General features: G+C 62.4%; 22 protein-coding genes and 1 other annotated feature. Of the genes, 7 read left to right on the top strand and 15 right to left on the bottom strand.

Annotation, left to right across the window (positions count from 1 at the left end):
* Window positions 1-4: 4 nt before the first annotated feature.
* From arsC to ABZ728_RS00900, 3 genes are all read right to left on the bottom strand, one after another.
* The gene (gene arsC / locus ABZ728_RS00910; RefSeq protein ID WP_366654335.1) at window positions 5-400 is read right to left on the bottom strand and encodes an arsenate reductase (glutaredoxin); all 396 of its coding nucleotides are present in this window, start codon (window positions 398-400) and stop codon (window positions 5-7) included.
* Window positions 401-433: 33 nt separating this feature from the next.
* Window positions 434-793 (bottom strand): metalloregulator ArsR/SmtB family transcription factor, encoded by a 360-nt coding sequence (locus ABZ728_RS00905; protein WP_366653681.1) that lies wholly within the window; start codon window positions 791-793, stop codon window positions 434-436.
* Window positions 794-1,072: 279 nt separating this feature from the next.
* Complete coding sequence (locus ABZ728_RS00900) at window positions 1,073-2,827, bottom strand: dihydroxy-acid dehydratase (RefSeq protein ID WP_366653679.1); 1,755 nt, start codon at window positions 2,825-2,827, stop codon at window positions 1,073-1,075.
* Between the two features lie 276 nt (window positions 2,828-3,103).
* On the opposite strand from ABZ728_RS00900, the gene ABZ728_RS00895 reads away from it, so the two are divergent.
* Entirely contained in the window at window positions 3,104-4,183 is a 1,080-nt protein-coding gene (locus ABZ728_RS00895) for an Abi family protein (protein ID WP_366653678.1), read from the top strand.
* 52 nt (window positions 4,184-4,235) lie between these two features.
* Here ABZ728_RS00895 and ABZ728_RS00890 read toward each other — a convergent pair whose 3' ends face one another.
* The 7 genes from ABZ728_RS00890 to ABZ728_RS00860 form a co-directional block, all read right to left on the bottom strand.
* A complete protein-coding gene (locus tag ABZ728_RS00890) occupies window positions 4,236-5,516 on the bottom strand; it encodes a TRAP transporter large permease (protein WP_366653677.1) in 1,281 nt (426 codons plus the stop codon).
* A 32-nt stretch (window positions 5,517-5,548) separates the two neighbouring features.
* Window positions 5,549-6,097 carry a TRAP transporter small permease gene (locus ABZ728_RS00885; RefSeq protein ID WP_366653676.1) on the bottom strand — a complete coding sequence of 183 codons (549 nt, stop codon included), beginning with the start codon at window positions 6,095-6,097 and terminating at the stop codon, window positions 5,549-5,551.
* 90 nt (window positions 6,098-6,187) lie between these two features.
* Window positions 6,188-7,303, bottom strand: coding sequence for a DctP family TRAP transporter solute-binding subunit (locus ABZ728_RS00880; protein WP_366653675.1), 1,116 nt, complete (start codon window positions 7,301-7,303; stop codon window positions 6,188-6,190).
* A gap of 311 nt (window positions 7,304-7,614) precedes the next feature.
* The gene (locus ABZ728_RS00875) at window positions 7,615-9,228 is read right to left on the bottom strand and encodes a BCCT family transporter (RefSeq protein ID WP_366653674.1); all 1,614 of its coding nucleotides are present in this window, start codon (window positions 9,226-9,228) and stop codon (window positions 7,615-7,617) included.
* Between the two features lie 123 nt (window positions 9,229-9,351).
* Window positions 9,352-11,280 (bottom strand): MHYT domain-containing protein, encoded by a 1,929-nt coding sequence (locus ABZ728_RS00870; RefSeq protein WP_366653673.1) that lies wholly within the window; start codon window positions 11,278-11,280, stop codon window positions 9,352-9,354.
* Window positions 11,281-11,394: 114 nt separating this feature from the next.
* Window positions 11,395-12,249, bottom strand: a complete 855-nt coding sequence (locus ABZ728_RS00865) for a universal stress protein (RefSeq protein WP_366653672.1) — start codon at window positions 12,247-12,249, stop codon at window positions 11,395-11,397.
* Between the two features lie 76 nt (window positions 12,250-12,325).
* Window positions 12,326-13,813, bottom strand: coding sequence for a SulP family inorganic anion transporter (locus ABZ728_RS00860; RefSeq protein WP_366653671.1), 1,488 nt, complete (start codon window positions 13,811-13,813; stop codon window positions 12,326-12,328).
* Between the two features lie 86 nt (window positions 13,814-13,899).
* Window positions 13,900-13,955: a sequence feature (sul1 is cis-regulatory element that is thought to sense ions involved in sulfur or methionine metabolism; They are found in Alphaproteobacteria), on the bottom strand.
* A gap of 647 nt (window positions 13,956-14,602) precedes the next feature.
* Between ABZ728_RS00860 and ABZ728_RS00855 the strand changes: the two genes are divergently transcribed.
* Window positions 14,603-14,995: a GFA family protein gene (locus ABZ728_RS00855; RefSeq protein WP_366653670.1), complete on the top strand. Its 393-nt coding sequence runs from the start codon at window positions 14,603-14,605 to the stop codon at window positions 14,993-14,995.
* 47 nt (window positions 14,996-15,042) lie between these two features.
* Here ABZ728_RS00855 and ABZ728_RS00850 read toward each other — a convergent pair whose 3' ends face one another.
* The 3 genes from ABZ728_RS00850 to ABZ728_RS00840 form a co-directional block, all read right to left on the bottom strand.
* A complete protein-coding gene (locus tag ABZ728_RS00850) occupies window positions 15,043-15,717 on the bottom strand; it encodes a transporter substrate-binding domain-containing protein (protein WP_366653669.1) in 675 nt (224 codons plus the stop codon).
* Between the two features lie 148 nt (window positions 15,718-15,865).
* Window positions 15,866-17,419 carry a hydantoinase/oxoprolinase family protein gene (locus ABZ728_RS00845; protein WP_366653668.1) on the bottom strand — a complete coding sequence of 518 codons (1,554 nt, stop codon included), beginning with the start codon at window positions 17,417-17,419 and terminating at the stop codon, window positions 15,866-15,868.
* Window positions 17,416-18,492: a DUF917 domain-containing protein gene (locus ABZ728_RS00840; RefSeq protein WP_366653667.1), complete on the bottom strand. Its 1,077-nt coding sequence runs from the start codon at window positions 18,490-18,492 to the stop codon at window positions 17,416-17,418. The genes ABZ728_RS00845 and ABZ728_RS00840 overlap by 4 nt, the downstream gene beginning before the upstream one ends.
* 231 nt (window positions 18,493-18,723) lie before the next feature.
* On the opposite strand from ABZ728_RS00840, the gene ABZ728_RS00835 reads away from it, so the two are divergent.
* The 4 genes from ABZ728_RS00835 (at window position 18,724) to ABZ728_RS00820 (ending at window position 21,396) form a co-directional block, all read left to right on the top strand.
* Window positions 18,724-19,659 carry an AroM family protein gene (locus ABZ728_RS00835; RefSeq protein ID WP_366653666.1) on the top strand — a complete coding sequence of 312 codons (936 nt, stop codon included), beginning with the start codon at window positions 18,724-18,726 and terminating at the stop codon, window positions 19,657-19,659.
* 98 nt (window positions 19,660-19,757) lie between these two features.
* Window positions 19,758-20,048: a hypothetical protein gene (locus ABZ728_RS00830; protein WP_366653665.1), complete on the top strand. Its 291-nt coding sequence runs from the start codon at window positions 19,758-19,760 to the stop codon at window positions 20,046-20,048.
* Window positions 20,035-20,511: a hypothetical protein gene (locus ABZ728_RS00825; protein ID WP_366653664.1), complete on the top strand. Its 477-nt coding sequence runs from the start codon at window positions 20,035-20,037 to the stop codon at window positions 20,509-20,511. The genes ABZ728_RS00830 and ABZ728_RS00825 overlap by 14 nt, the downstream gene beginning before the upstream one ends.
* Before the next feature lie 432 nt (window positions 20,512-20,943).
* Window positions 20,944-21,396, top strand: coding sequence for a hypothetical protein (locus tag ABZ728_RS00820; RefSeq protein ID WP_366653663.1), 453 nt, complete (start codon window positions 20,944-20,946; stop codon window positions 21,394-21,396).
* 56 nt (window positions 21,397-21,452) lie between these two features.
* Here the strand turns inward: ABZ728_RS00820 and ABZ728_RS00815 are convergent, their stop codons facing one another.
* A complete protein-coding gene (locus ABZ728_RS00815) occupies window positions 21,453-21,833 on the bottom strand; it encodes a type II toxin-antitoxin system death-on-curing family toxin (RefSeq protein WP_366653662.1) in 381 nt (126 codons plus the stop codon).
* A complete protein-coding gene (locus ABZ728_RS00810) occupies window positions 21,830-22,060 on the bottom strand; it encodes a hypothetical protein (protein ID WP_366653661.1) in 231 nt (76 codons plus the stop codon). Before ABZ728_RS00810 ends, ABZ728_RS00815 begins: the two co-directional genes overlap by 4 nt.
* A 223-nt stretch (window positions 22,061-22,283) precedes the next feature.
* Between ABZ728_RS00810 and ABZ728_RS00805 the strand changes: the two genes are divergently transcribed.
* Window positions 22,284-22,946: an AroM family protein gene (locus ABZ728_RS00805; protein WP_366653660.1), complete on the top strand. Its 663-nt coding sequence runs from the start codon at window positions 22,284-22,286 to the stop codon at window positions 22,944-22,946.
* The last annotated feature ends 30 nt before the right edge of the window (window positions 22,947-22,976 follow it).

Genomic DNA, 22,976 nt, shown 5'->3' with positions numbered 1-22,976 from the left:
GCATTTACGAAGCGTTCTGATCCCTGGCGGCGGGGACGGCGATGCCGCCGTCGGCCAACAGTGCCAGCACTGTTTCCGACGGGCGCGTCAGCTTCACCCCCCACGGCGTAACCACGATCGGCCGGTTGATCAGGATCGGATGGTCCATCATCGCGTCGATCAGCGCCTCGTCGGTCAGCGCCGGATCGTCGAGGCCGAGTTCGTCATGGGGCGTGCCCTTGCGGCGCAGCAGATCGCGCGGCGTCATGCCCATGCGGTCGATCAATTCGGTCAGCTTGGCCCGCGCCGGTGGAGTCTTCAGGTACTCCACGACATGGGGCTCGATGCCCGCATCGCGGAGGTATTGCAGCGTGTTGCGTGACGTGCCGCAATCGGGGTTGTGATAGATGACGACGTCGATGGCGGATTTGTCGGCGGGGGTGGTCATCGTGGCCTAATCCTTGATGTCGGGAGACGGGTGTTCGGGGCGGCAGGCGTCGGCCATCAGTCCGCAATCGCCGTCGGTCCCGTCACCGGCGCAGCAATTCTCGGTCAGGTAGTCCAGCAAAGCGGTCATGGCGCTGAAGTCGGCGGTGTAGATCAGGCTCCGCCCCTCGCGACGGCAATCGATCAGGCCGGCATGTTTCAGCTGGGTGAGATGAAACGACAATGTCGGCGAGGCGAGGCCGAGCGTGGCGCCGATGCGTCCGACCGCAAGCCCCCCGCTTCCGGCTTGCACCAGCAGCCGAAAGACATCGAGCCGTGTTTCATGAGCCAGGGCGGCGAGCCCAGCGATGGCATCTGATTTCTCCATATTTCTAGAATAATTGAAATGTAGGGGCAAGGCAAGTCGCTGATCACCCCAGCCGGACACCGCTGACTTGATCTGAGACCCGGATCAAGGGAGAGCCCAGCTCGCGTTTTCGCCGCGGGAAGTTGCTGAGCGAGGTCCCCGCTCAAGGCGGGGACGATCAAGGGGTGGCGGCGCGAACGATCGCCATACGGGGTCCATCACACGCACCTGACCGCCCCCGACTTGATCAGACGCCCCGGATCAGGCGGAGCCCGGTTCGAGTCTTCGGCTGCCGCCCGCCTATCCCGGCACGGACTTGGTGATTTCCGGGCGCATGAAGTCGAAATCGCAGCCGTGTTCGACCTGCTGCACGGTGTCGAGGAACAGCTTGCGGTAGCCGCGTTCCGATGACTGTTCGGCCAGGGTCGGCGCCTTGGGCTTGCGAGCTGCACGGGCGTCCAGCGTTGCCGTATCGACATCGAGGTCCAGAACCCGGTCCTTGACGCTGAGCCGGATAGTGTCGCCCGTCTCGACCAGTCCCAGCGGCCCGCCGATGGCGGCTTCGGGCGAGACATGCAGCACGATCGAGCCGAAGGCCGTACCGCTCATCCGGGCATCGGAAATCCGCACCATGTCCTTGACGCCCTGTTCGGCCAGATAGCGGGGAATAGGAATATAGCCCGCTTCGGGCATGCCGGGCGCGCCGATCGGGCCGGCATTGCGCAGGATCAGGATATCCTCAGCCCGCGCGCCGACTGCCGGATCGTCGATGCGCGTGGCCATGTCTTCCAGCCCGTCGAACACGATCGCGCGGCCGGTGTGTTCCAGCAGTTTCGGATCGGCGGCGGATTGCTTTATCAGCGCCCCGTTCGGCGCCAGCGATCCGGTCAGCACCACCAGCGACGCGCCGGCGAACAGCGGGTCGTCGATCGGCCGGACGACATCCTGCGGCCAGCCCGAGGGCACCGCCTCCAGCACTTCGCCCAGGGTCATGCCGGCCACGGTCGGCGCGTCGAGATGCAGCGAGCCCAACAGTTCCTTAAGCACCCGCGTCATGCCGCCGGCGCGGTACAGGTCCTCCATGAAATCCTTGCCCGACGGCTTCAGGTCGACCACGACCGGCGTCTCGGCGCTGAACCCGTCCAGCGCGTCGAGGTCGAGGCGATAGCCGAGGCGTCCGACCATGGCCGCCAGATGAACCAGCCCGTTGGTCGATCCGCCGATTGCCAGCAACGCGCGCAGGGCATTCTCGATCCCGCGCCGGTCGACGATATCGGACGGCTTGACCTTCTCCGTAGCCAGCGCGACGGCGCGGGCGCCGGTCGCCTCGGCATGGCGGATACGGTCGGAATAAACGGCCGGAATCGCCGCACCGCCCGGCAGCATCATGCCCATGGATTCGGCCATGCAGGCCATGGTGCTGGCCGTGCCCATGACCATGCAGGTGCCCGCACTGGGCGCCAGATTGGCTTCGATCTCGGTGATTTCCTCGGCGTCGACGCGGCCCCCGCGATACTCCGCCCAGTAACGGCGGCAGTCGGTACAGGCTCCGACACGGTTGCCGCGATGGCTGCCGGCCAGCATCGGGCCGGTCACCTCCAGAATGGCCGGCGTGTCGGCGCTGAATGCGCCCATCAGCAGGGCCGGCACGGTCTTGTCGCAGCCACCGATCAGCACCACGGCATCCATCGGCTGGGCGCGGATCATCTCCTCGACCGTCATGGCCATCAGGTTGCGCAGATACATGCTGGTCGGATGGGCGAAGCTTTCGTGCAGCGAGATTACCGGAAAGGTGAAGGGCACGCCGCCGGCCAGCATGACGCCGCGCTTTATTGCCTCGATCAGATCCGGAACGGTCCGGTGGCACGGATTATAGTCGCTGCCGGTGTCGACGATGCCGATCACCGGGCGCTGGGTGCCAAAATCGCTGTGACCGGCCGATTTCAGGAACACATTGCGCAGGAAACGCGAGAAGGCGGCGTCGCCATAGCTGGTCAGCCCTCGATCCATGCCTTCTGCTGCGGTTTGTTCGGGGGCGATTTTTTTCTCGGTCATCGGCGAGGTTCCCACGGTTTCTGCTGGTTGCCGCAGAGTACACTCGGATGCGCCAGGATTGGAAGTGTGGCGGGCGATAGGCACGGCCGGTCTCACCCGTTTAATGGGTGGGCGCATTGCGCAGATATGTTTTTGGTTGTAAAGAGAAACACCGGGTGAGGCATTGCCTGACCCGGTGCTCTATTAGGGTGCCGAGGGCGCATAGCACGCAAGCCGGAGTGGCTTGAGGGCCAGTGGGGCCGCATCGGCTGCTCTGTCAACAGGATTATGGATTATATGGCAGAAAGTCAAGTGCCCTTTCCCTATGACGTGGAGAGTCGCGCTGCGATCCGTGCGGGTCTCTCTGAGCCGCGATTCATTGCCTATCTTGACCGCGCAGGCGGAGACGAAAGCCATGCCATTGAACTCTACCTGTTCAATTCAAGGTTGGCTAAATCGTTTCTTTTTCCTCTAAATGTGGTTGAGATCGTTTTTCGCAATGCGGTGGATCAAACGCTGGCAAGAATTGCCGGAACGTCTGATTGGCATAAGGACCGCGATTTCATCGACAAGACATTTAGTAGTCGAAGCAATGAGGCGTTACAAAAGGCCATCGTTCGTGCGGGAGAGCAGTCTGATAAAAACAAACTCGTTGCCGAACTAAATTTTGATTTCTGGTCGAACATTTTTCGAAGAGAATATGCATCTGTCTGGCGCACAAAGATAAACATCGCTTTCCCGAATCTTCAGAGGGGGGAAGGACGTGATAACATTCAAAAATTGGTGTGCAAGATCAATAGGTTCCGAAACCGCGTGGCCCATCATGAGCCGATTCTGTCGGAAAATCCCCCTGATATGCTGTCGGCAATCGCAAAACTGATCGATCTCCGGTGCCAGACCACAGCGCAATGGATGCGGCATCACGCGACCGCCGACAAGATAATCCGCACGCGACCGACGCCCCAAGGCAGGTCAATTCAGGATTTGGCGTCACGGCTGGACAAGAACTTCCGAGCCGTCTGCCCCGACATGAACTTGGCGAGGGTCTTTGATTCGACTGGCAGGAGTGCGGCGGCAATCGTTTGTCTGGGCGCTGATGATACTCCTGCTGCTGCGTTCACTAAAGAAGATGTCGCTGATTTTATTTGTAACAGGTCACAAGAAGCTGGCGGTCTTGTAGACCTGTCCGATTGGTCCGTCCAGAACCTGATAGATCATCTGACTCCTGATCGCTCCTGGAAACCGCTGCCTGGGCCGACGCCTTTGTCTGAAGCAATTGGGGATCTGCGGAAGCCGGGGATGCGCCTCCTCGTCGGAACCGATCCGACAACGGGCAGGCCGACAGGAGTCATCAAGAGAGCGCACCGGCGCTATTGAGTATTGGATGGACCAATTTGACCGGGACGTTGTTGGTCCGCTTCGGCGCGTCTCACGACGAGAACCCGACCAGGTTGGGCAACCACATCACCAGTCCCGGGAAGAAGATAAGGCCGACCACGACCACCACCTGCGCCAGCAGGAATGGCCAGATATCCTTGAGAATCTCCTCCATGCGCACGCCGGAGACTGACTGGGCGGTAAACAGCACTGCCCCGACCGGCGGGGTGCACAGGCCGATATTCAGCGTCATGACCAGGATGATGGCGACCTGGAACGGATCGAATCCCATCTGGTGCAGGGACGGCGCCAGGATCGGCGCCAACAGGATGACCGCAGCGCCGGGTTCAAGTATTGTTCCGACGACGAGCAGCATGCCGACCACCACAATCATGGCCATGGTCGGATCGCCGACCATCCCGAACAGCAGGTTGGTCAGCATGCGCGGCACGCCCAGCGTCGAGAACAGCCAGCCGAGCAGCGCCGCGGCGGCGATGATCATCAGCACCACGGCGGAGCGGATACCGGCGACCAGAAAGATTTCGGGCAGGTCGCTCAGCTTCAGTTTGCGGTAGTAAACGAACGACACCAGAAACGCATAGGCGACGGCGACGGCGGCGGCTTCGGTCGCGGTGAAGACGCCTGAAAAAATGCCGCCCAGCAGGATGACGGGCAGGAACAGGGCCGGCAGGGCATTGCCGAAGATCTTCAGGTATTCTTTCGGGCTGATACGGTGATCGCGCTTGGGATACTGGCGCTTGTACGAGATCAGATGAACGATGACGAAGCATGACACGGCCAGCAACAGGCCCGGAATGATGCCGGCCGCAAACAGGCCGCCGATCGAAACCTGGGCCACGGACCCGTAGATGACCAGGATGATGCTGGGCGGTATGATCGGGCCGATGAGCGACGATGCGGCCGTCACCGCCGTTGCGAACCGGCGGTCATAGCCTTCCTTTTCCATCGCCGGCACGAAGATCGACCCCAGCGCCGCGACGTCGCCGACGGCCGAGCCTGATTTGCCGGCGAACAGAATGCTGGCCAGGACATTGGCATGGCCCAGACCACCCCGTGCCCGGCCGATTGTCGCTGTTGAAAGCCGGACCAGTTGCTCGGTCATGCCCGAGCGGTTCATCAACTCCCCGGCCATCATGAAGAACGGTATCGCCAGCAGGACGAAGTTGTCGGGCCCGGCGGCCATTCGGTTGACCAGGACGCTCCAGGGGAAATCCTGGGCGTGGAGGCCCCAGAGTCCGGCCAGTGCCATGGCGAACGCCACCGGCGTTCCAATCACGAGCAGAACGAGCAGGACCATCGCCAGTGACAGCATGGGGCACGCATCCTTGTTTCAGGTTTGGTGGATCAAACCGGATCCGACGAGGTTATCGCCTCGGCGCGGGCGGCCGATGCGTCGGGATCGACCAGCGCCAGCGCTGCCCTGAGGCCGTGCTCGATCGATTGGACGACCATGAAGCACACGCCGATGATCAGTCCTGTATGGAACCAGCCCTGGCTGATGCCCATTCCCGGCGTTGTTCGCCCGGATGCGCGGCTGGCGAGGTCCACGCCGTAATAGATCATCGTGATGAAAAGGAAGGTGAGAATGCCGACGATGATCAGCTTGATGAGGGCGCGCAGGCGCAGGCTGGGCAGCATTTCGACGAAGAAGTCGATACCGACATGATCGCCGCGCCGCAACGCGCAGCTTCCGGCGATAAACGTGACCCAGACCAGAGCGTAGCGCGCGAATTCCTCCGGCCAGGGCAGCGCGTTAGACAGCACATAGCGCATGAATATCTGGAGCAGCACGACGAGCGTGAACAGGGTGACCAGAACTACTGTGAAGCCTGCAGCGACCTTGTCGGTCAGGCGGCTGAACTCGCAATACCAGTCGACGAGGCGTGTAAACACGGTCGGATCGATCCTTTTTCAGCGTCGGATGGTCTTGCGACCATCGGCCGGGACGGTGTCCCGGCCGACATCGGTTCATCGACCGACTGATCAGAAGCCGCGATCGCCGGCAAAGTAGTCTTCCGCCTCTTCGACGGCCTCCATCAGCCGGTCGGACCAGACGCCCTCGGGATCGACCTCCGCGTGGTACCATTCCAGGAACGGCCCCTGGGTGAGTTCGGCGAACTCGTCCTTCATTTCGGGCGAGGGAACGATGATCTCCTCGAACGAGCCGTCTTCTTCCCAGCGGGCGAGGGCTTCCCATTCGAGCACGCGGTTGATGCCGCGGGACACTTCCATACTCTTCTGGCCGGCCTGAAGCACGAGCGACTGATATTGCTCGGGCAGCGTCTGGAAGTAATCTTCCGGCATGAAGAAGAAATCGATGGAGTAGACGTGTCCGTCAAGGATCAGATAGTCCTGCACCTCGTACATGTTGGACGAGTTGATGACCGGAACCGGGTTTTCCTGACCCGTGATCACGCCGGTCTCAAGCGAGGTATAGACCTCAGGCCACGCGATGGGCGTTGCCGAACCGCCGAGTGCCTCCACGATCGCCATGTGGCCCGGATGATCCATGGTCCGGAAGCTCTGGCCCTGGATGTCCTCGACCGAATTGATGGGCTCGTTCGACGTGAAGTTGCGGAATCCGCCATTCTCGCCATATGCCAGAACCCTGAAGCCGCTCGCGTCGAGAATGGCCTCCTTCATCTGGTCGCCGAACTCGCCGTCAAGCACGCGGTAGGCGTGGGCGTGATCGCGGAAAATATACGGGACTGCCAGAACCTGAACTTCGGGGAAGAACGCCGGTACGGCGCCTTCGGCGACCATGAAGCCTTGGATCGCGCCGATATCCGCCTGTTCGATCATCTCCGTTTCGCTGCCGAGCGCCCCGGACGGAAAGCATTCGACGAAGATATCGCCCTGCGTCTGCCGTTCGAGCGTGTTCTTGAAGATGATGCACTGGCCGTGTTCGTTCGCCTCGAACGGATTGGGCGGATCGAAATACGCAATGCGCATATGATAGCTGGGGTCGACGTCCGGAAACAGCGGCTCGTCGTAGACAGTGTGCGTCGGAAACTCGGATTGTGCGACTGCAAGCGCCGGTGCCAGGGCAAAGCCGGCAATAGCCAATGCAATCGCGGATGTCTGACTGCGTCTCGTCATCAGCGTGGTCCTCCCTTTGTTGACGTCCATTCATCGGGACGCATTACGGCACCGAACGGAAACGGAATCCCCTGGCCCGGTGCCGCCTTTCCAGCGTGCGTATTCGGCCTGCTTCGCGGTGGTGATCGCCCCTCTCGATTAGAGGAGTCGCAGCTTGCTACACGTTCTGGCTTTGTAAACGTTACCATTGTATTGAAATTGCTGTCCAGCACTGATCCCGGCGGCTTTCCAGGCTTGCGGAATGAAAGACGGCGGCGCCCGTCGAGGGCGCCGCCGCTGGAAGAAGGCCGGATTTCGGGGGGTCCCGGACGTTAACGGGGTTCGCTGGCCAGACCCTTGAAGATGGCATAGCACGCCCCGAGCAGAACGACCGTGAACGGCAAGCCGGTGGAAACGGCCATTGCCTGCAGTGCCGTGAGCCCGCCGCCGAGCAGCAGCGCGATCGCCACCAGACCCTCGAAGGTGCACCAGAAAATCCGCTGCGGCAGTGGCGCATTGACCTTGCCGCCGGCGGTGATCGTGTCGATCACCAGCGAACCGGAATCCGACGACGTGACGAAGAACACGATGACCAGGACGATGCCGATGAACGAGGCGATGGCCGTCAGTGGGAGTTCCTGCAACACCATGAAAAGCTGCAGTTCCAGAGCGGCGCCGGTCGCGCCCTGGTAACCGTCGACAAGCAGCTGCGTGACAGCTGTGCCGCCGAACGCGGTCATCCAGAATACCGAGACAAGCGACGGAATGATCAGCACGCAGGTTATGAACTCTCGTACCGTGCGCCCGCGCGACACGCGGGCGATGAACATGCCGACAAACGGCGACCAGGAAATCCACCACGCCCAGTAGAAGGCCGTCCACCCCTGGCGAAAGTTGTCGTCGGCGCGGCCGATCGGGTTCGACAGCGGCAACAGATACTGCCCATAGGCAACGAGATTGCCGAAAAAGCCGGTCAGGATCGTCAGCGTCGGTCCGGCCACGACGATGAAAAGCAGCAATGCGGCGGCCAGCATCATGTTGATTTCCGACAGCCGCTTGACCCCGGCGTCCAGACCGGCGACGACCGAAACCAATGCGACGGCTGTGATGCCGACGATCAGAAGAACCTTGGACGTATCGGTGACTGGCAGGCCGAACAGGAATTCAAGGCCGGCATTGGCCTGTTCCGCGCCGATGCCAAGCGACGTGGCAAGACCGAACAGCGTGGCGAAAACCGCCAGGATATCGATGGCGTGGCCCCACCAGCCCCAGACCCGCTCGCCCAGGATCGGATAAAAGATCGACCGGATGCTGAGCGGCAGGCCCTTGTTGAAACTGAACAGCGCAAGCGCCAGCGCGACGACGGCATAGATCGCCCAGGGATGCAGGGCCCAGTGGAAGATGGTTGCAGCCATGGCCAGACGCCGCGATGCCAGTTCTTCGCCCGGTGCGCCGCCAAGCGGTGCCCAGCTTTCCGGCGATCCTGCTGTATCCGCGAACGAGGCGGCGAAGTGGCCGAGCGGTTCCGAAACGCCATAGAACATCAGCCCGATGCCCATACCGGCAGCGAACAGCATCGCGAACCACCCGGGATAGGAATAGTCGGGCTTGGCATCAATGCCGCCCAACCGCACCCGGCCGAGCGGCGATACGATCAGGAAGAGGCAGAAGACAACGAAAACATTACCCGCAGCCAGAAAGAACCAGTCGAACCGGGATGTTACCGTATCACGGAGCAAGGTGAACGTTTCGGAAGCGCGGTCCGGAAAAAGTATCGTCAGGACGGTGAACGCAATGATGCCAAGGCCGGATATGACGAAAACCGGGTTATGAATGTCGAACCATATCGGACCGAATCGAGAGGCGATATTGTCTTGTCCGACTCTGTATCCGGTCTTGATCGGGTTGGTCTGCCCTTCAGGCGGGACTGCGTTTTCGTATGTCATGCGCACTCGTATTGTGGTGAAAAACTGTCGCAGCGTCGCGTCACCGATGCCGATATTTCTGCCATATTGCGGTCACGAACCATGGCCCATCGAAACCTGGGGCGCAATCCCCGTTCGTAAAGGCTATCGGCCGAAGGGCTGTCCGGTGGTTGCGGCCTGGGCAACGACAGCCTGGTCGTTGCATGGCGTGCCGCCTCCCGGCACCGTGATCGACGCCGCCAATCCGCCTCCGGGGCGTGGCGACAGCGAGAGGCGGAAACCGCAGAGATCGGCATAGGCTTTCGCGATCGCCAGGCCGAGACCGGCACCATCGTGGCTGCGGGTATAAATGCTGCCGGATTGGAAAAACGGTTCGAAGGCCTGGTCACAGGTTTCTTCATCCAGTCCCGGACCGCGGTCGCTGACCGTGATTACCGATCCGGTGCCGTCACCCGAAATGGCCGCGTCGATGCTGACCGCATCGCCGGCGCTGCTGAATTTTACGGCATTATCGATAAGGGTGCCCAGAATCTTGCCGAGGCAAACGTCGTCAGCTTCGACCGTCCCGCCCCTGAGGGTATCTGCCAGTTCAAGTGTTACATCGGCCGCCGCGGCCGTAGCGGCAGCACTGGCGACCCGGCGGGCGAGCAGGTCGTACACATCCAGGCGTCGCGATTGTACGGTCACCGATCCCGATTGCACCGATGTCAGTTCCAGCACCTGGTTGATCAGACGGTCCAGTCGTTGGCCGCTATCGCGCACGATTGCGGCGTGTTCCGCCTGCTTCGAGCCGCTGGCCACGTCGGCGGCCCACAATTCGGAAAATCCGATGATGGCGTTCAGCGGCGTCTTCAGTTCGTGGCCCAGCAGACCGATCAGCCTGGTTTTCGCCTCCACCGCGCGGTCTGCCAGATCACGGGCTTCACGCATGGCTCGGAAAGCCTGCTCGCGCTGCGTGATATCCTTGAGCGTGACGACGATCCCGCCGACGGACCGCTCGTCGCGAAGGTCGCGCAGTATGACGTCGAAGATGATGCTGCCGTGGCTTTCGCCATGCCAGATAGCCGTGATCGGTTCCGCTCCGGCGGCGGATTCACTCTCGGCAAACCCTGTCAGGACCGCTGTGACAGCCCCGGCGGCCGCGGCGTCGACATGGTCGATGATCCTTGAGCCGATCAGCCGTTCCGGCGTCAGCCCGACGATTGCCGGCGATGACGGCGCGGCATAGGTAATGAACCCTTTCGTGTCAGTCACCAGGATCAGATCGCCGGTATTGAGCACGAGATTGCGGAACCGGGCCTCGCTGTCGCGCAGCAGGTCGGCCTCACGTTGGCGCAGCGCCCCGATTCGGCTGTCGGCGGCCGCGGAGACCATCGCCAGAACCAGAATGAAGATCGTGCTCACCGCAATAATGGCGGCCAGACTCTCCTGATGAAACTGGACGCCGCCAAATCCCGTCAGGTCAGGCGCCGATTCAATGCAGGTCGCCGCCATGCCGGTATAGTGCATACCGGCGATCGCTGTGCCCATCACGAAACAGGCGGCGAGCTGGGCACGCCACTCGGTTTCACGGGTTGAAATCCAGAGTGCGGCTGTGGCGGCGGCAATGGCGATGACGATCGAAAGGATGAACAGGCCCTGGGTGTAGTCGAGGCGCGCCGGCAGGATCATGGCTTCCATGCCGGTATAATGCATCGATGCGATCCCGGCCCCCATGATGAGACCGGCGCCAAGAATGCGTGCCGGCCCCACCTTGCCGCCTGGATAGCTGATGAGTGTGAACGCCACTCCGGTGACGCCGATCGCGATTACCAGCGATAGAAGCGTCAATCCGACGTCGTAGCCAATATCGACCGGCAGGGCGAAGGCAAGCATGGCGATGAAATGCATCGACCAGATGCCGCCGCCCAAAGCGGCGGCCGCTGCGGCAATCCAGCCGGCTTTGCGCGCGCCCCCGCTGCCCCGGATGCGGTTGGCAATGTCCAGCGCGGCATAGGAGGCCAGGCAAGCCACGGCGAACGACATGAAAACCAGAAGGAAATTATACGTGCCGGTCAGAGGATCCGACGCCATCAACGACACCTGGGGGCAATAGTGTGAAAGCCGGTTCTATTACCCTTTCATTCCCTAACGGACAATTAATTATTTGGTTACCATGGTCGCACTTGGAGTGCGTGGCGCACGGTCCTATCGGAACAGCAGTATCGGAATCTTGCAGGAGCGGACCATTTCCGTCGTGGTGGAGCCGATGATCAGGCTGCGGACGCGTGAATGGCCGTAAGCCCCCATGACCAGAAGATCGAAGCCTTCGCTTTCGACTTTTTTCGAGATCACGGTTTCCGGCTGGCCGGGGACGAGATCGGTCGTTGCCTCGTGACCGCCGGCGGTCAATGTCAGGCGTGCGTCTTCGAGCCGTTTGCGCCCTTCGTCCGTATCCTGCCCGACCGAAAGCACGGTGATGTCGAGCCCGCTGAACAGACGGTTGCGGGCAATGTGGTCAACCGCCTTCATCGCACTGACGCCGCCGTCATACGCGACCAGCACCCGTTTGATCGGCCGGAAAGCACGAGCGACGACGAAGATCGGCTTTTTCGCGGCCCGGACGATGCGTTCGAGGTTGGAGCCCAGATGCAGTTTCGCGAAATCGGCGGCCTCGCCGCGTTTCCCGATCACGATCATGTCGGCGCCGGTCTCGAATTCGCTGACGGTCTCCAGAAGGTCACCGTTGCGCAGCCGGGTCGTGACTGTTTCCATGCCTGAACTTTTCAGCAGGGCTTCGGCGTCGTCGAGGATCGCCCGGCCGCGCTTCTGAGCCAGCCTGCCCCGCTGCTCGTCAAGCGAACTCAGTTCCTCCAGCAGCGCCGTGCGCGCGCCCAACGCGATCGACCCGGAAAGGTCGGATGCGCCAGCGGCTTCGCGGCGGCCAAGAACATGAAACAGCTCGATCGCCGCGTCAGTGCGCCCGGCGATCCAGGCGGCGTTTTCGCAAACGCTCTTTGAATAGATGGAGCCGTCCACCAGGGCGATAATCTTGTCGGTCATTCGTGTCCTCCCGGCATCGCAGCGCGGCGGCGATGCGGCGGGCGGGAAAACTCCCGGCCCGCGCCCGTGTTATGCATCAATGGCCCGTCAGCTTTTCCAGCGCGCCGGGTTGATCGTGTATAGCAAGCCGGTCGACGATTGTCTCGCTGGCCTTGTTGAGCCCGACGATATCGACCTCGGCCCCATCGCGTCTGAATTTCAGGATCGCCATATCCAGGGCAGCGACACTGGAAATGTCCCAGATATGCGCCCGGCTGAGGTCGATGGTGACGTTCTCAAGCGATTCCCTGAAATCGAAACCGGCCATGAAATCTTCAGCCGAGGCGAAGAACAGCTGGCCCTCGATGGTATAGGTCCGGTGCCGACCGTCAGCACTCAGGGTCGAGGAAATGCGGAAAAGCTGCGCGATCTTCCAGGCGAAGAACAGTCCCGACAGCAGCACCCCGGTCAGAACACCGATCGCCAGGTTGTGGGTGACCACCACCGTGACGACGGTGGCCAGCATCACGATCGACGAGGACCGCGGATGATCCTTGAGGTTCTTGATCGATGACCATGAAAAGGTGCCGATCGACACCATGATCATGATCGCGACCAGCGCCGCCATCGGGATCTGCGTGACCAGATCGCCCAGAACCAGGATCATGAACAGCAGGTAGACGCCGGCGGCAAAGGACGACAGCCGGCCACGACCACCCGATTTCACGTTGATGATCGACTGGCCGATCATGGCGCAGCCGGCCATGCCGCCGATAAAGCCGGTCGCGGTGTTGGCGATGCCCTGACCGACGCATTCCTGATTGCGGTTCGACGGCGTGTCGGTCAGGTCGTCGACGATCTGTGCCGTCATCAGCGATTCCAGCAGCCCCACCACCGCGACGGCGGCGGAATAGGGCAGTATGATCATCAGCGTTTCGAAGGTCAGCGGAATCTGCGGTATCAGGAACACCGGCAGAGTCGACGGCAGTTCGCCCATGTCGCCCACGGTTCGCAAATTGTCGAAACCGAACAGCATCGCCGCACCAGTCAGCACGACGATGCAGACCAGCGGTGCGGGGACCACGCGGGTCACATAGGGCAACAGATAGATGATGCCGAGACCGGCCGCGACCATGACATAGGTCAGCCAGGGGACGCCGACCAGTTCGGGGATCTGCGCGATGAAGATCAGGATCGCCAGCGCGTTCACGAAGCCGGTCATGACCGACCGCGAGACGAAACGCATGACATAGCCAAGCTTCAGGGCACCGGCCGCCATCTGCAGCAGGCCCGCCAGTACCGTCGCGGCCAGCAGATATTCCAGCCCGTGATCGCGGACGAGCGTCACCATCAGGACGGCAGTGGCGGCCGTCGCGGCGGAAATCATGCCCGGGCGGCCGCCGACGAAGGCAATCAGCACCGAAATCGAGAACGACGCGTAAAGGCCGACCTTGGGATCGACGCCGGCGATGATCGAAAAGGCAATTGCCTCGGGAATGAGGGCAAGGGCAACGACGAGTCCGGCGAGCAGATCGCCGCGAATATTGCCGAACCATTGGTCGCGATAGGCAGTCAGTGAGGGCATGCTGGTTCCGAATGGACGAAGCCGATCCTTTGCGCCGCACCCAGGCAGTGCCGCAGCGGGCGGGCGGATCGGATGTCCACGAGATTGGGAGTCCGGCGGATTGGCGGCCGGCAGAGCCACCCGGAGTTTCACCGGGTCCAGATTCAATGAGGACTGTCTAAACCGATAGCTTGTCGCAGCGCAACATGCAGTTTGCGCATAGCTGGGTCGGGTTCGCCGAATCGAAAAAGGTCTTGCGATGACATTCAATCGCAGTGGAGGGGCTGTTTCCCGCCGTCACCTCGTGTTCCTTCCTACCCGCGGCAACTGTGTTTATTAACACAGCATCCGCCCCTGTCTCCTCCCCGGAGGTGCGAAGCACCGTCCGGGGTCCACACGTTCCGCGAGAGCCCGGCCCGCGCTTCGACCGCCGAGAGCCATGGCACCCGATCCCGGGTCTGCAGCGCGTCACTTCGCGCCGCGCTGCGCACGGGAATTGGTGAAGGTGGAAAGCGCCCTGGATCACCTTTTCCCGCCCCGGCAACTGTGTTCATTAACACAGCATCCGCCCCTGTCTCCTCCCCGGAGGAGCGAAGCGACATCCGGGGTCCACACGCTCCGCGAGAGCGCCGATAGTGTGGGCCCCGGATCAGCGAAACAACATTTCATGTTGCATCGCGTCCGGGGCGGGGGGATTCTTTGCGGCGCTACGTCTCCACGTCATTCCCGGCGGTGCGGTACGCGTAGCGACTTTACGTCTTCCGAGGGAAGTGGGATGTATTGACCGCAGGATTACCAGGGGTACGCAGCATGGAGCGATTTACGGGGGGTTGCGTGTGCGGCAATGTCCGGTTTGTGGCGACGGGACGCCCCTATCGGGTCGGCCTTTGTCATTGCAACGACTGTCGCAAGCATCATGGGGCCCTGTTCCACGCCTCTGCGATATTCCCTCAGGACGCCGTGACGATCGAGGGCGAAACGCGCGACTATGCCGGCCGGCATTTCTGTCCCAGGTGCGGCAGTTCCGTCTTCTCGCGCACCGACGACGAAATCGAGGTTAACCTGGGCTCGCTGGACGCCCCCGATCAGCTAAGGCCGACCTATGAACTCTGGACCATCCGCCGCGAGTCCTGGTTGCCGCCATTTCCGCACATGACGCGATATTGGCGCGATCGTGAGCGGGCGAGCCGCACCGAGGAATAACGCGGGCAGGCGGCTCGCCCCTACCGCCACGCTCCTGTCGCCGCGCGTTAGTCGTTTGCCGCGACGAACCCGTCCGCGATCGCGCATTCGACAAAGGCGTCGAGGGCCGCGATCCGATCGGCGTCGTGATAGGGCAGCATCATCGCCTGGCGCACCGTGGTAATCCGGCCGGGCAGAATCCGGACCCCCGATCCTTCCGGGAAGGCTTTTTGCAGGCTTTGCAGCACGCCGCCGACGAGGTCGCCGTCGCCCTGCCGGAACCGTGCGAAGGACTCGCCGGGATCCGCGATGCGGATAAGCTCGGCATGTTCCAGCGCCTTGGTCAGGTAGAGGTCATAGGCCGAGCCGGTACCGACCACGATCTTGATGCCGGGCCTGTCCGCCTCCTCGATCGACTGGATGGGGCTGTCGTCGCGCACCGCATAGGTCGCGATGATCTCTTTATAGGGTCGGGTGAACGAAACCGTCTTCGCGCGCTCCGGGTCGATTGCCAGGAAGCCGACATCCCAGCGATCCTTGCCGGCGTCCTTGAATGTCTTGCCGGCACCGTCATAGACCACGAACTCCACCGGCTTGCCGATCTCCGCCGCCAGCCGCTTGGCAAGGGCCGGCGTGACGCCGCCAAGTTCGCCATTTTCTTCCCGCGCCAGAGCCCGGTTGCCCAGATTGATCGCCGCGCGCAGCGTTTCGCCCGGCGCGATGGCCTGCAAGCCGTCACTCATGAACGTGTCCTCCTGTCGGCTGTTTCCGTGGCGCGCCCCTTGCTCGCCTGCGATGGCCGACCCTGTTCGGTTCCGAGCATAGAGCATTCGCGTGTGCGGGCTTTACGGAAATCGACAGGCCGCTTGTCCGGGTTGGCGGCTGGACGGCCTAACGCGCCGCGGTGATGGCCGCGATATCGCCAACGACGCGCGTGTGCACGCGGCGGGCTTCGCCCGGCAGATAGGACAGCGGAATATCCTCGACATCGACGGTCTTCAGCGTGGTCGGATCGGCGCCGCCTTCGACCGCCCGGGCTTCGGCGCCGGCTTTCGCCTGCGCCAGTGCCTCGGCCCGCGAGACGCCGGAAAACACCTGATCCACTTCGCCGGAGACCTGGGCCATCGCCGCGCCGACCGCATTGGCCACGCCGGCATGTTCCAGGCGCACGATCTCGCTTATGCCGTCGAGCTCATCGGGAACCAGGAATGCCCCGCCGCCGGACGCGATCAGAACGGCGTCGTCGGCCGATGTCTTCATCCGGTCGACCCGTTCTTCGAACATCGCCCGAATGCGGCTCATGATATCGTCGACAAACCGGCGGTCCAGATGGCGCACCCGGTCGGGGTCGCCCAGTTCGATGCGCCCGGCGGCCACCGCGATGTCCGTTGCCGTCAGGATATCGCCGCCGAAGACGAGGGCCTGTTCGGTCAGGCGATACCCCACCGACTGCGGGCCGATGCGGCCGGTGTCGGGGTCGACGATCGTGCCGCCGCCCAGGCCGAAGGGCAGCAGATCGGGCATCCGGAACAGCGTGCGCACGCCGCCGATCTCGACCACGCCATTGGCTTCGCGCGGGAAACCGTTGATCAGCACACCGACGTCGCTGGTAGTGCCGCCGACATCCACGACCATGGCGTCGGTCAGGCCGGACAGGGCGGAAGAGCCGCGCATGGAGTTCGTCGGGCCGGAAGCAAAACTGTAAACCGGGTTTGCTGCCGCGACCTCGGCCAGCATGACGGTGCCGTCGTTCTGGGTCAGATAGAACGGCGCATGCAGTCCGGCCTGGGCCAGGGCATCGCGAAAGGCCGACACGGTACGCGCGCCCAGATCCTTCAGCGCCGCGTTCATGATGGCGACGTTCTCGCGCTCCAGCAGGCCGATCCGGCCCAGCGTGTGCGACAGGGTGATCGCGGCGTCGGGGCATTCTTCCGCCAGAATTTCCGCCGCGCGGGTTTCGCAGGCGCTGGTCAGGGGCGAGAACAGGGCCGTGATCGCCACCGACCGGATGCCCATCCGCGCGATGTCGCGCGCCGCCTGGCGCAGCGCGTCCTCGTCCAGCGGCACCAGCGGCCGGCCGTCATATTCGTGACCGCCTTCGACCATGAAAATCGCCGGATCGACCGAGGCGCGGAGATCGGCGGGCCAGTCGACTGCCGGTTCCAGGCTGGCGGCCGCCGGCAGGGCGATGCGGATGGCCGCGACACGGTTGAGATGCTTGCGCTCGATCACCGCATTGGTGAAATGCGTGGTGCCGATCATGACCGCGTCGGCCTGCGTCAGCGCCTCACCGCCCACTTTGTCCTTCAGCGCAGCCAGGCTGTTCGAGACGCCTGTCAGGACATCTTCCGTTGTTGTGGCCTTGACCCCGGCGACGATGGTGTCCGCACTGATCAGGACGGCATCCGTGTTGGTGCCGCCGACATCGATTCCGATTCTCTTCATGCTGCAAACACCGATTTGAAGTCGAGGTCATAGCCGAACGCGCGCGGGCCGACATGGGTCAACCCCTTGGGCGACAACAGGATTTCCGGCGCGGGCAGGGCCACGACGCTGACCCGCTGGCCATAGCGCAGGGTTTCGGTGCCGATCGCGTCGCCGGTCACGCTGTCGAGCACGCAGATCAGGTCCGGGGTCATGATCGCCGGTTCGCCGTCGATCCAGCCGACCGCGAATTCGTTCTGGAAGGCCAGTTCCATTCGGTGCCCGCGATCGCCGTCCAGCCCTTCGACTACGGCCGTGCCACGCAGAAACCCGCCGGTTGTCTCGCGCGAGACATCGGCGATCTTGCCGACGAACACCGTCTTGCCCGCATGGTCGCGGACCAGCGCGGCCACCGGATCGTCATGGACGCGCCGGGCTTCCATGATCGTGCGCCCGATGGCGATCGCCTTGGTGACGGTATTCTGAATGCCCCAATCCTTGACTTCGCGGCCCGTGCGCGGGGCCTTGCAGGTCGCGGCGGTCGACCCGACCTCGGTGCAGACCTTGCGCGAAATACGCTCCATCCATTTCCACGACGCGGCGCGGGCGACAATCACGTCATTGTCGCGCACATCGGCCAGGGTCAGTGGAAACATCGGCAAATCGCCGATGGCAAAGCTGGTCATCTGCGCTTCGGGATAGGCCCGGCCCATGGCATCGGCGTCGACCACCGGGATGTCGGCAATCGCCGCGGCCAGAAAGGGCGAAAGTGCGTTGCCGCCGCCGATCTCGACACTCATGACGGCGCGAAAACGAATGCCGAGATAGGCTTCCATCATCCGCACCGCACGCGCCATCATCGCCGGGTCGACCAGGCGTTCCAGCCCGACCAGCGGCGCGCCCATCTTGGAAACCACCGCGACCATGTCGTCATCGGCCAGTTCCGAGGAGTCCATCAACTGGATGCGATGGCCCTGATCGTACAGCTTCTTGACGTTGAGCTGATGAAGATAGGGGCTGCCACCGCCGCCGGTGCCCAGAATCCAGGCGCCGATCGCCAGGGGTTCGATCTCGTCTACGGCAAACTCACGCATATCACCCGCCTTGCTTGGAGCCGTGGAAGGCTAGGATAAGCCGCACCGGCGCGCCTATAAGGGCATGCCCCTATGGCGGCCACGGACCGAAGCGGGTCCCAAATCCCGCCCCGAAACCGGCTATTGTGGCGCGATGCGGCATCGCACTACTGTGACCATGGTGAAGCGGGACCGGCTCGCAGGGTATCGATCCGGGCCGGCTTCGCCGCATTTTCACGGTCGGATCAAGCGATGACATTCGAGAAGCGCATCCGGGTCGCCATCGTTACGGGTGGGCAGACGCCTCGAAACGATCTGGTTCCGGACGTTCTGGCCCATTTGCCGGAACCATACGACGTGCATCAGTTCGGCGCGCTCGACGGGTTGGACGAGCAGGCAATCGCCGGTCTCGCCCCCGAACCGGGCGATCCGGGATTCTCCACACTGCTTCGATCCGGGCGGCAGGTCGTCATTTCGAAGTCGCGCATCGGCGAAAGACTGGCGAAACTCATGGCCGGGCTCGACGAGAAGCATTTCGACCTGGTGGTATTGCTGTCGACCGGACTGGTGCGCAATTTCGAAAGCCGGTCGCCGACCGTCAACGGCCAGCGCGCGCTGGAAAGCGCGGTCAACGCACTGGTCAGCGCCGGACAGACCGTCGGCGTCATCCAGCCGATCGCCCGGCAGGTGCCGGTGACGACGCTTGACGGCGTCGAGGGCGTCGAGTTCCGCCTGACCTCGGCTGCGGCCGGCGACGCGGATGCCCTGGCGCGGGCCGCCGAAGATCTGTCGGGATGCGATATCATCGTGTTGAACGCCGTCACCTTTGACGAGCATGACCGCGCGGTTGTCAGCAAAGCGTCCGGAAAACCGGTGGTTCTGGCCCGCCGCGTCATCGCCGGGGCGGTGCGCCTGCTGCTGGCGCCGGAACTGACCGGCGGCGCCGTCGCCCGGCCCCTGGGCGGCGCCGACATCCTGGCCGACCGGCTGCAGCGCCTGACCCCGCGCGAACGCCAGGTGATGTCGCTGATCGCCGAAGGCCTGCCGAACAAATCCATCGGCCTGCAACTGAGCATCAGCCCGCGCACGGTGGAAATCCACCGCGCCAAGGTGCTGTCCAAGATGGAGGTCGTCAGCTCCACCGCGCTGATCCGGCTGCTGCTCTCGTCGGAGCATCCTGAGTTGTAGGGGCGATCCTTGTTTCTCAGCAAGCGAGCGGGTATATTTCAGCCTCAGGGGAGAGCGATCGGCGCTTGGCTCACTGGGCAGGCTTTCGGGGATACGTGATGGTGAACAATGTCGAAAAGCCGGTGATCGACGAAATCAGGCGGGTTGTGCAGAGCGAATTAAGCGATGTTTTTCATCTCGATGTATTCGTCAGGGGTGAGTATGACCACAATGGCGATCCGTTTCTTCGTGTCGAATTCGTCTTCGATCCGCGAAACGGGCCGCTAAACCCCCAGAAGGTCAAGAGTCTTGGCCGCCATGTCGGTGAGGCTCTGCAGGACCTAAACGAAGACCGCTTTCCGGTGTTCTCCTTCAAGACGCTAGCGGAGCAAACTGGTGAAACTGCTTGACCTGATTGGCTCGGCCCGCATTCTCGCTCGGTCCTCCCGGTCACGACGGCCCAAACAATCCGATCTCAAGCGTGCATTAAGCACTGCTTATTACGCTGTTTTTCATCAGATGTGCAGGAATGGCGCTGACTGTCTTATTGGAACAGCCAGCGCTGACAGAAGCAATTCCGCCTGGCAACAAGCCTATCGCGCGATCGATCACGGGTTTGCGACAAAGCAGTGTAAAGACCGCCGCATCATGAGGAAATTCCCAAACGATATTCAAGACTTCGGGAACTGCTTTGTTGATCTTCAGTTGGAGCGGCATCGTGCGGATTACGATCCGGCTGCAACATTCGCCCGAACCGATGTCATCACCTGGATTGACGCGGCTGATGTGGCGATAAGGGCCTTTCGCGCTGTTCCAATCAAAGACCGCAGGGCGTTTGCGGCATGGGTGACCCTGAAAAGCCGATCCGCTTAAGGGGGTAGGAATGGGGCGGTTGTGCGGGATCAAGCCCGGGACAGGTAAGAAGAACGATCTACTCCGGCCTCGATAACCAATACCAATAAGCGATAACTTGACTGATAAAAACAATCTATTGTCGTTGTCGCCGCCTTTCGATAGCATGCATGGTGGGGGCGACGGCCGTTGCCCCTGGGAGGGTCGAATCTCCCGTTGCGACGGATGGCATCGCCGAAAATCGATGCCGGACCCCTGACCGTTGATCACCGGATCATGGTAATGATTTCCTGTGTTCGCGGTCGGGGAGCCGTTGGCGTATGTCCAAGCGACCTTGCGGTCGCCAAAGGCCAGCGGAGCCGTTCGTAACCGGCTATTCGACCTCCCCGACTGTGGCATCGGGCGGTCCGCGCAATGAAAAACGCGCGGACCGCCCCTTTCGGGGTGGTCTCTATGCAGCGTTTTTATTCAGGCGTCGGGGCGCGCAAGACGCCTGCGGCGGTGCAGGACCATATGCGCCGGATTGCGGAGAATTTGCGCGAACAGGGCTTTGTCCTGCGCTCCGGTGGCGCGAACGGCGCCGACCGGGCCTTTGAATCGGGAGCCGGTGCGGCGAAAGAAATCTTCCTGCCTTGGGCCGGGTTCAACGGCAGTACTTGCGGCGTCGTGCCGCCCGACATGCACCGCGCCATGGAAGTTGCGGCTCGCCATCATCCGGGCTGGCGGAACTGCAACGCCGCATCGCGCGCCATCCACGCCCGCAATGTGTGCATCGTTCTGGGCGCTGACCTCGAAACCCCGTCGGAATTCCTGATCTGCTGGACGGCCGATGGCCGCGCCTCGGGCGGGACGGGGCAGGCTGTGCGGGTGGCCCGGGCTTATGGTGTGCCGGTGGTCTTTCTTTAGCGAGCGGTGAGCATCTTCGCGGCATTCTTCAGATCACACAAACCCGGCAAGGCGGATCACTTTCCTATTTGTCCGGTGTTCGCGCGCAGCCAAGCGGCAAGCCGTTCATGTCGGAATTCACCCATTTCCAGGCTCTCGATGATAAAGCGATAGATCGCGTCGGGCTCTTCTTTGATTTCCAGACCGTTGATGGTCAGAAACGTGTAGGTCGCCGCGAAGGCGACACGCTTGTTGCCGTCAATGAAGGGATGGTTCATGGCCAGGCTCTCCCAGAGCGCGGCCGCCTCCGCGATCAGGTCTTCGTAGTATCCCGTCTGCGGGCGAAACACCGCCGCTTCGACAAGACCCGGATCGCGCACGCCATCGACTCCGCCATAACGTTCGATCTGGTCGGAATGGATCATGAGGACTTCGATGACGGTCAGGTACTCCGTCATTCAGCCAGTTTCTTGTAGAGGTCAGCATATTTGCCGTGACTGGCCTGATAGGCCGCCATGACATGGGCGCGCGGCTGAGTGTGCTTGCGTTTTTCGATCAGATCAGCGAGCGCTTCTTCAACAAGCGACTGAAGTTGTCGCCCCTCGGTCTTGGCGAGGCTCCGAACGGTGGCGAGCATCTCGGCGTCCACTTGGGTCGCGAACTTTTCACGGGCGCTGTCGGTCATCGGTTATCCTCCGTATCGCATCGATACCATCATGAACAATCATGACAGATCATGAAACATCAAGTTCGTCCTTGATGGCGAATCTGGCCGTGGCGTCATTTCGCATTCAAGAGTCCTCACCGGCGCTGTAAGGGCATACCCTTATGGGCGGGGTGTCGGCGTGGCGTCTATCCTTGGATGCACCGCAAGACCGCGTTGGCACCCATCAGGATGGAGAGCGCGCATGACCCGTCGGCGCCGTATCGCTTTCGTCACCATCGGCCAGTCGCCCCGAACCGATATGGTGCCGGAGATTTGTGCCGATCTGCCGCCGATCGAGGTGGTCGAGCGCGGCGCGCTTGATGGGCTGGACGATGCCGCCATTGCCGATCTGGCCCCGGCCGACGGGGCGGCAAGTCTGGCGACGCGCCTTGCCGATGGGCGCGAAGTGGTCATCGACAAGGCCCGGACCGAAGCGCGCCTCGATCGTCTGCTGCGCGAGATGGACGATCCGTCGCTGGATGCCGTCGTGGTGTTGTGCACCGGTACGCGCGTGCCGCCGTTGTCCCATACGCTGTTGATCGAAGCCCAGGCGGTCGTTGATGGGTTGGCCGAGGCGCTGGCCTCCGGCGTGCGTCATCTGGGCGTCATCGTGCCGCTTGAACGCCAGATCGCGCATATTTCTCTGGGCGAAACGCCCGGACGCCGCGTCACGGGCACCCATGCCAGCCCTTATGGCGAGGATCGGTTCGAGGCGGCCGCCGACGATCTGGCCGAGGCCGATCTGATCGTAATGCATTGCATGGGCTATGACGAGGCCATGCGCCGGCGTGTCGCCGACCGGGTCAAGGCCCCGGTCTTGTTGTCCCGGCGCATCGTTGCGGGGGGTATCCGCCAAATACTCTAACAAAATCAATTTATTACCGAACAGTGGAGA

It is taken from the genome of Fodinicurvata sp. EGI_FJ10296 (assembly GCF_040712075.1).
Classification (GTDB): domain Bacteria; phylum Pseudomonadota; class Alphaproteobacteria; order DSM-16000; family Inquilinaceae; genus JBFCVL01.
The sequence above is the reverse complement of the archived record's forward strand: the minus strand, read 5'-3'. Positions and strand labels throughout refer to the sequence as shown.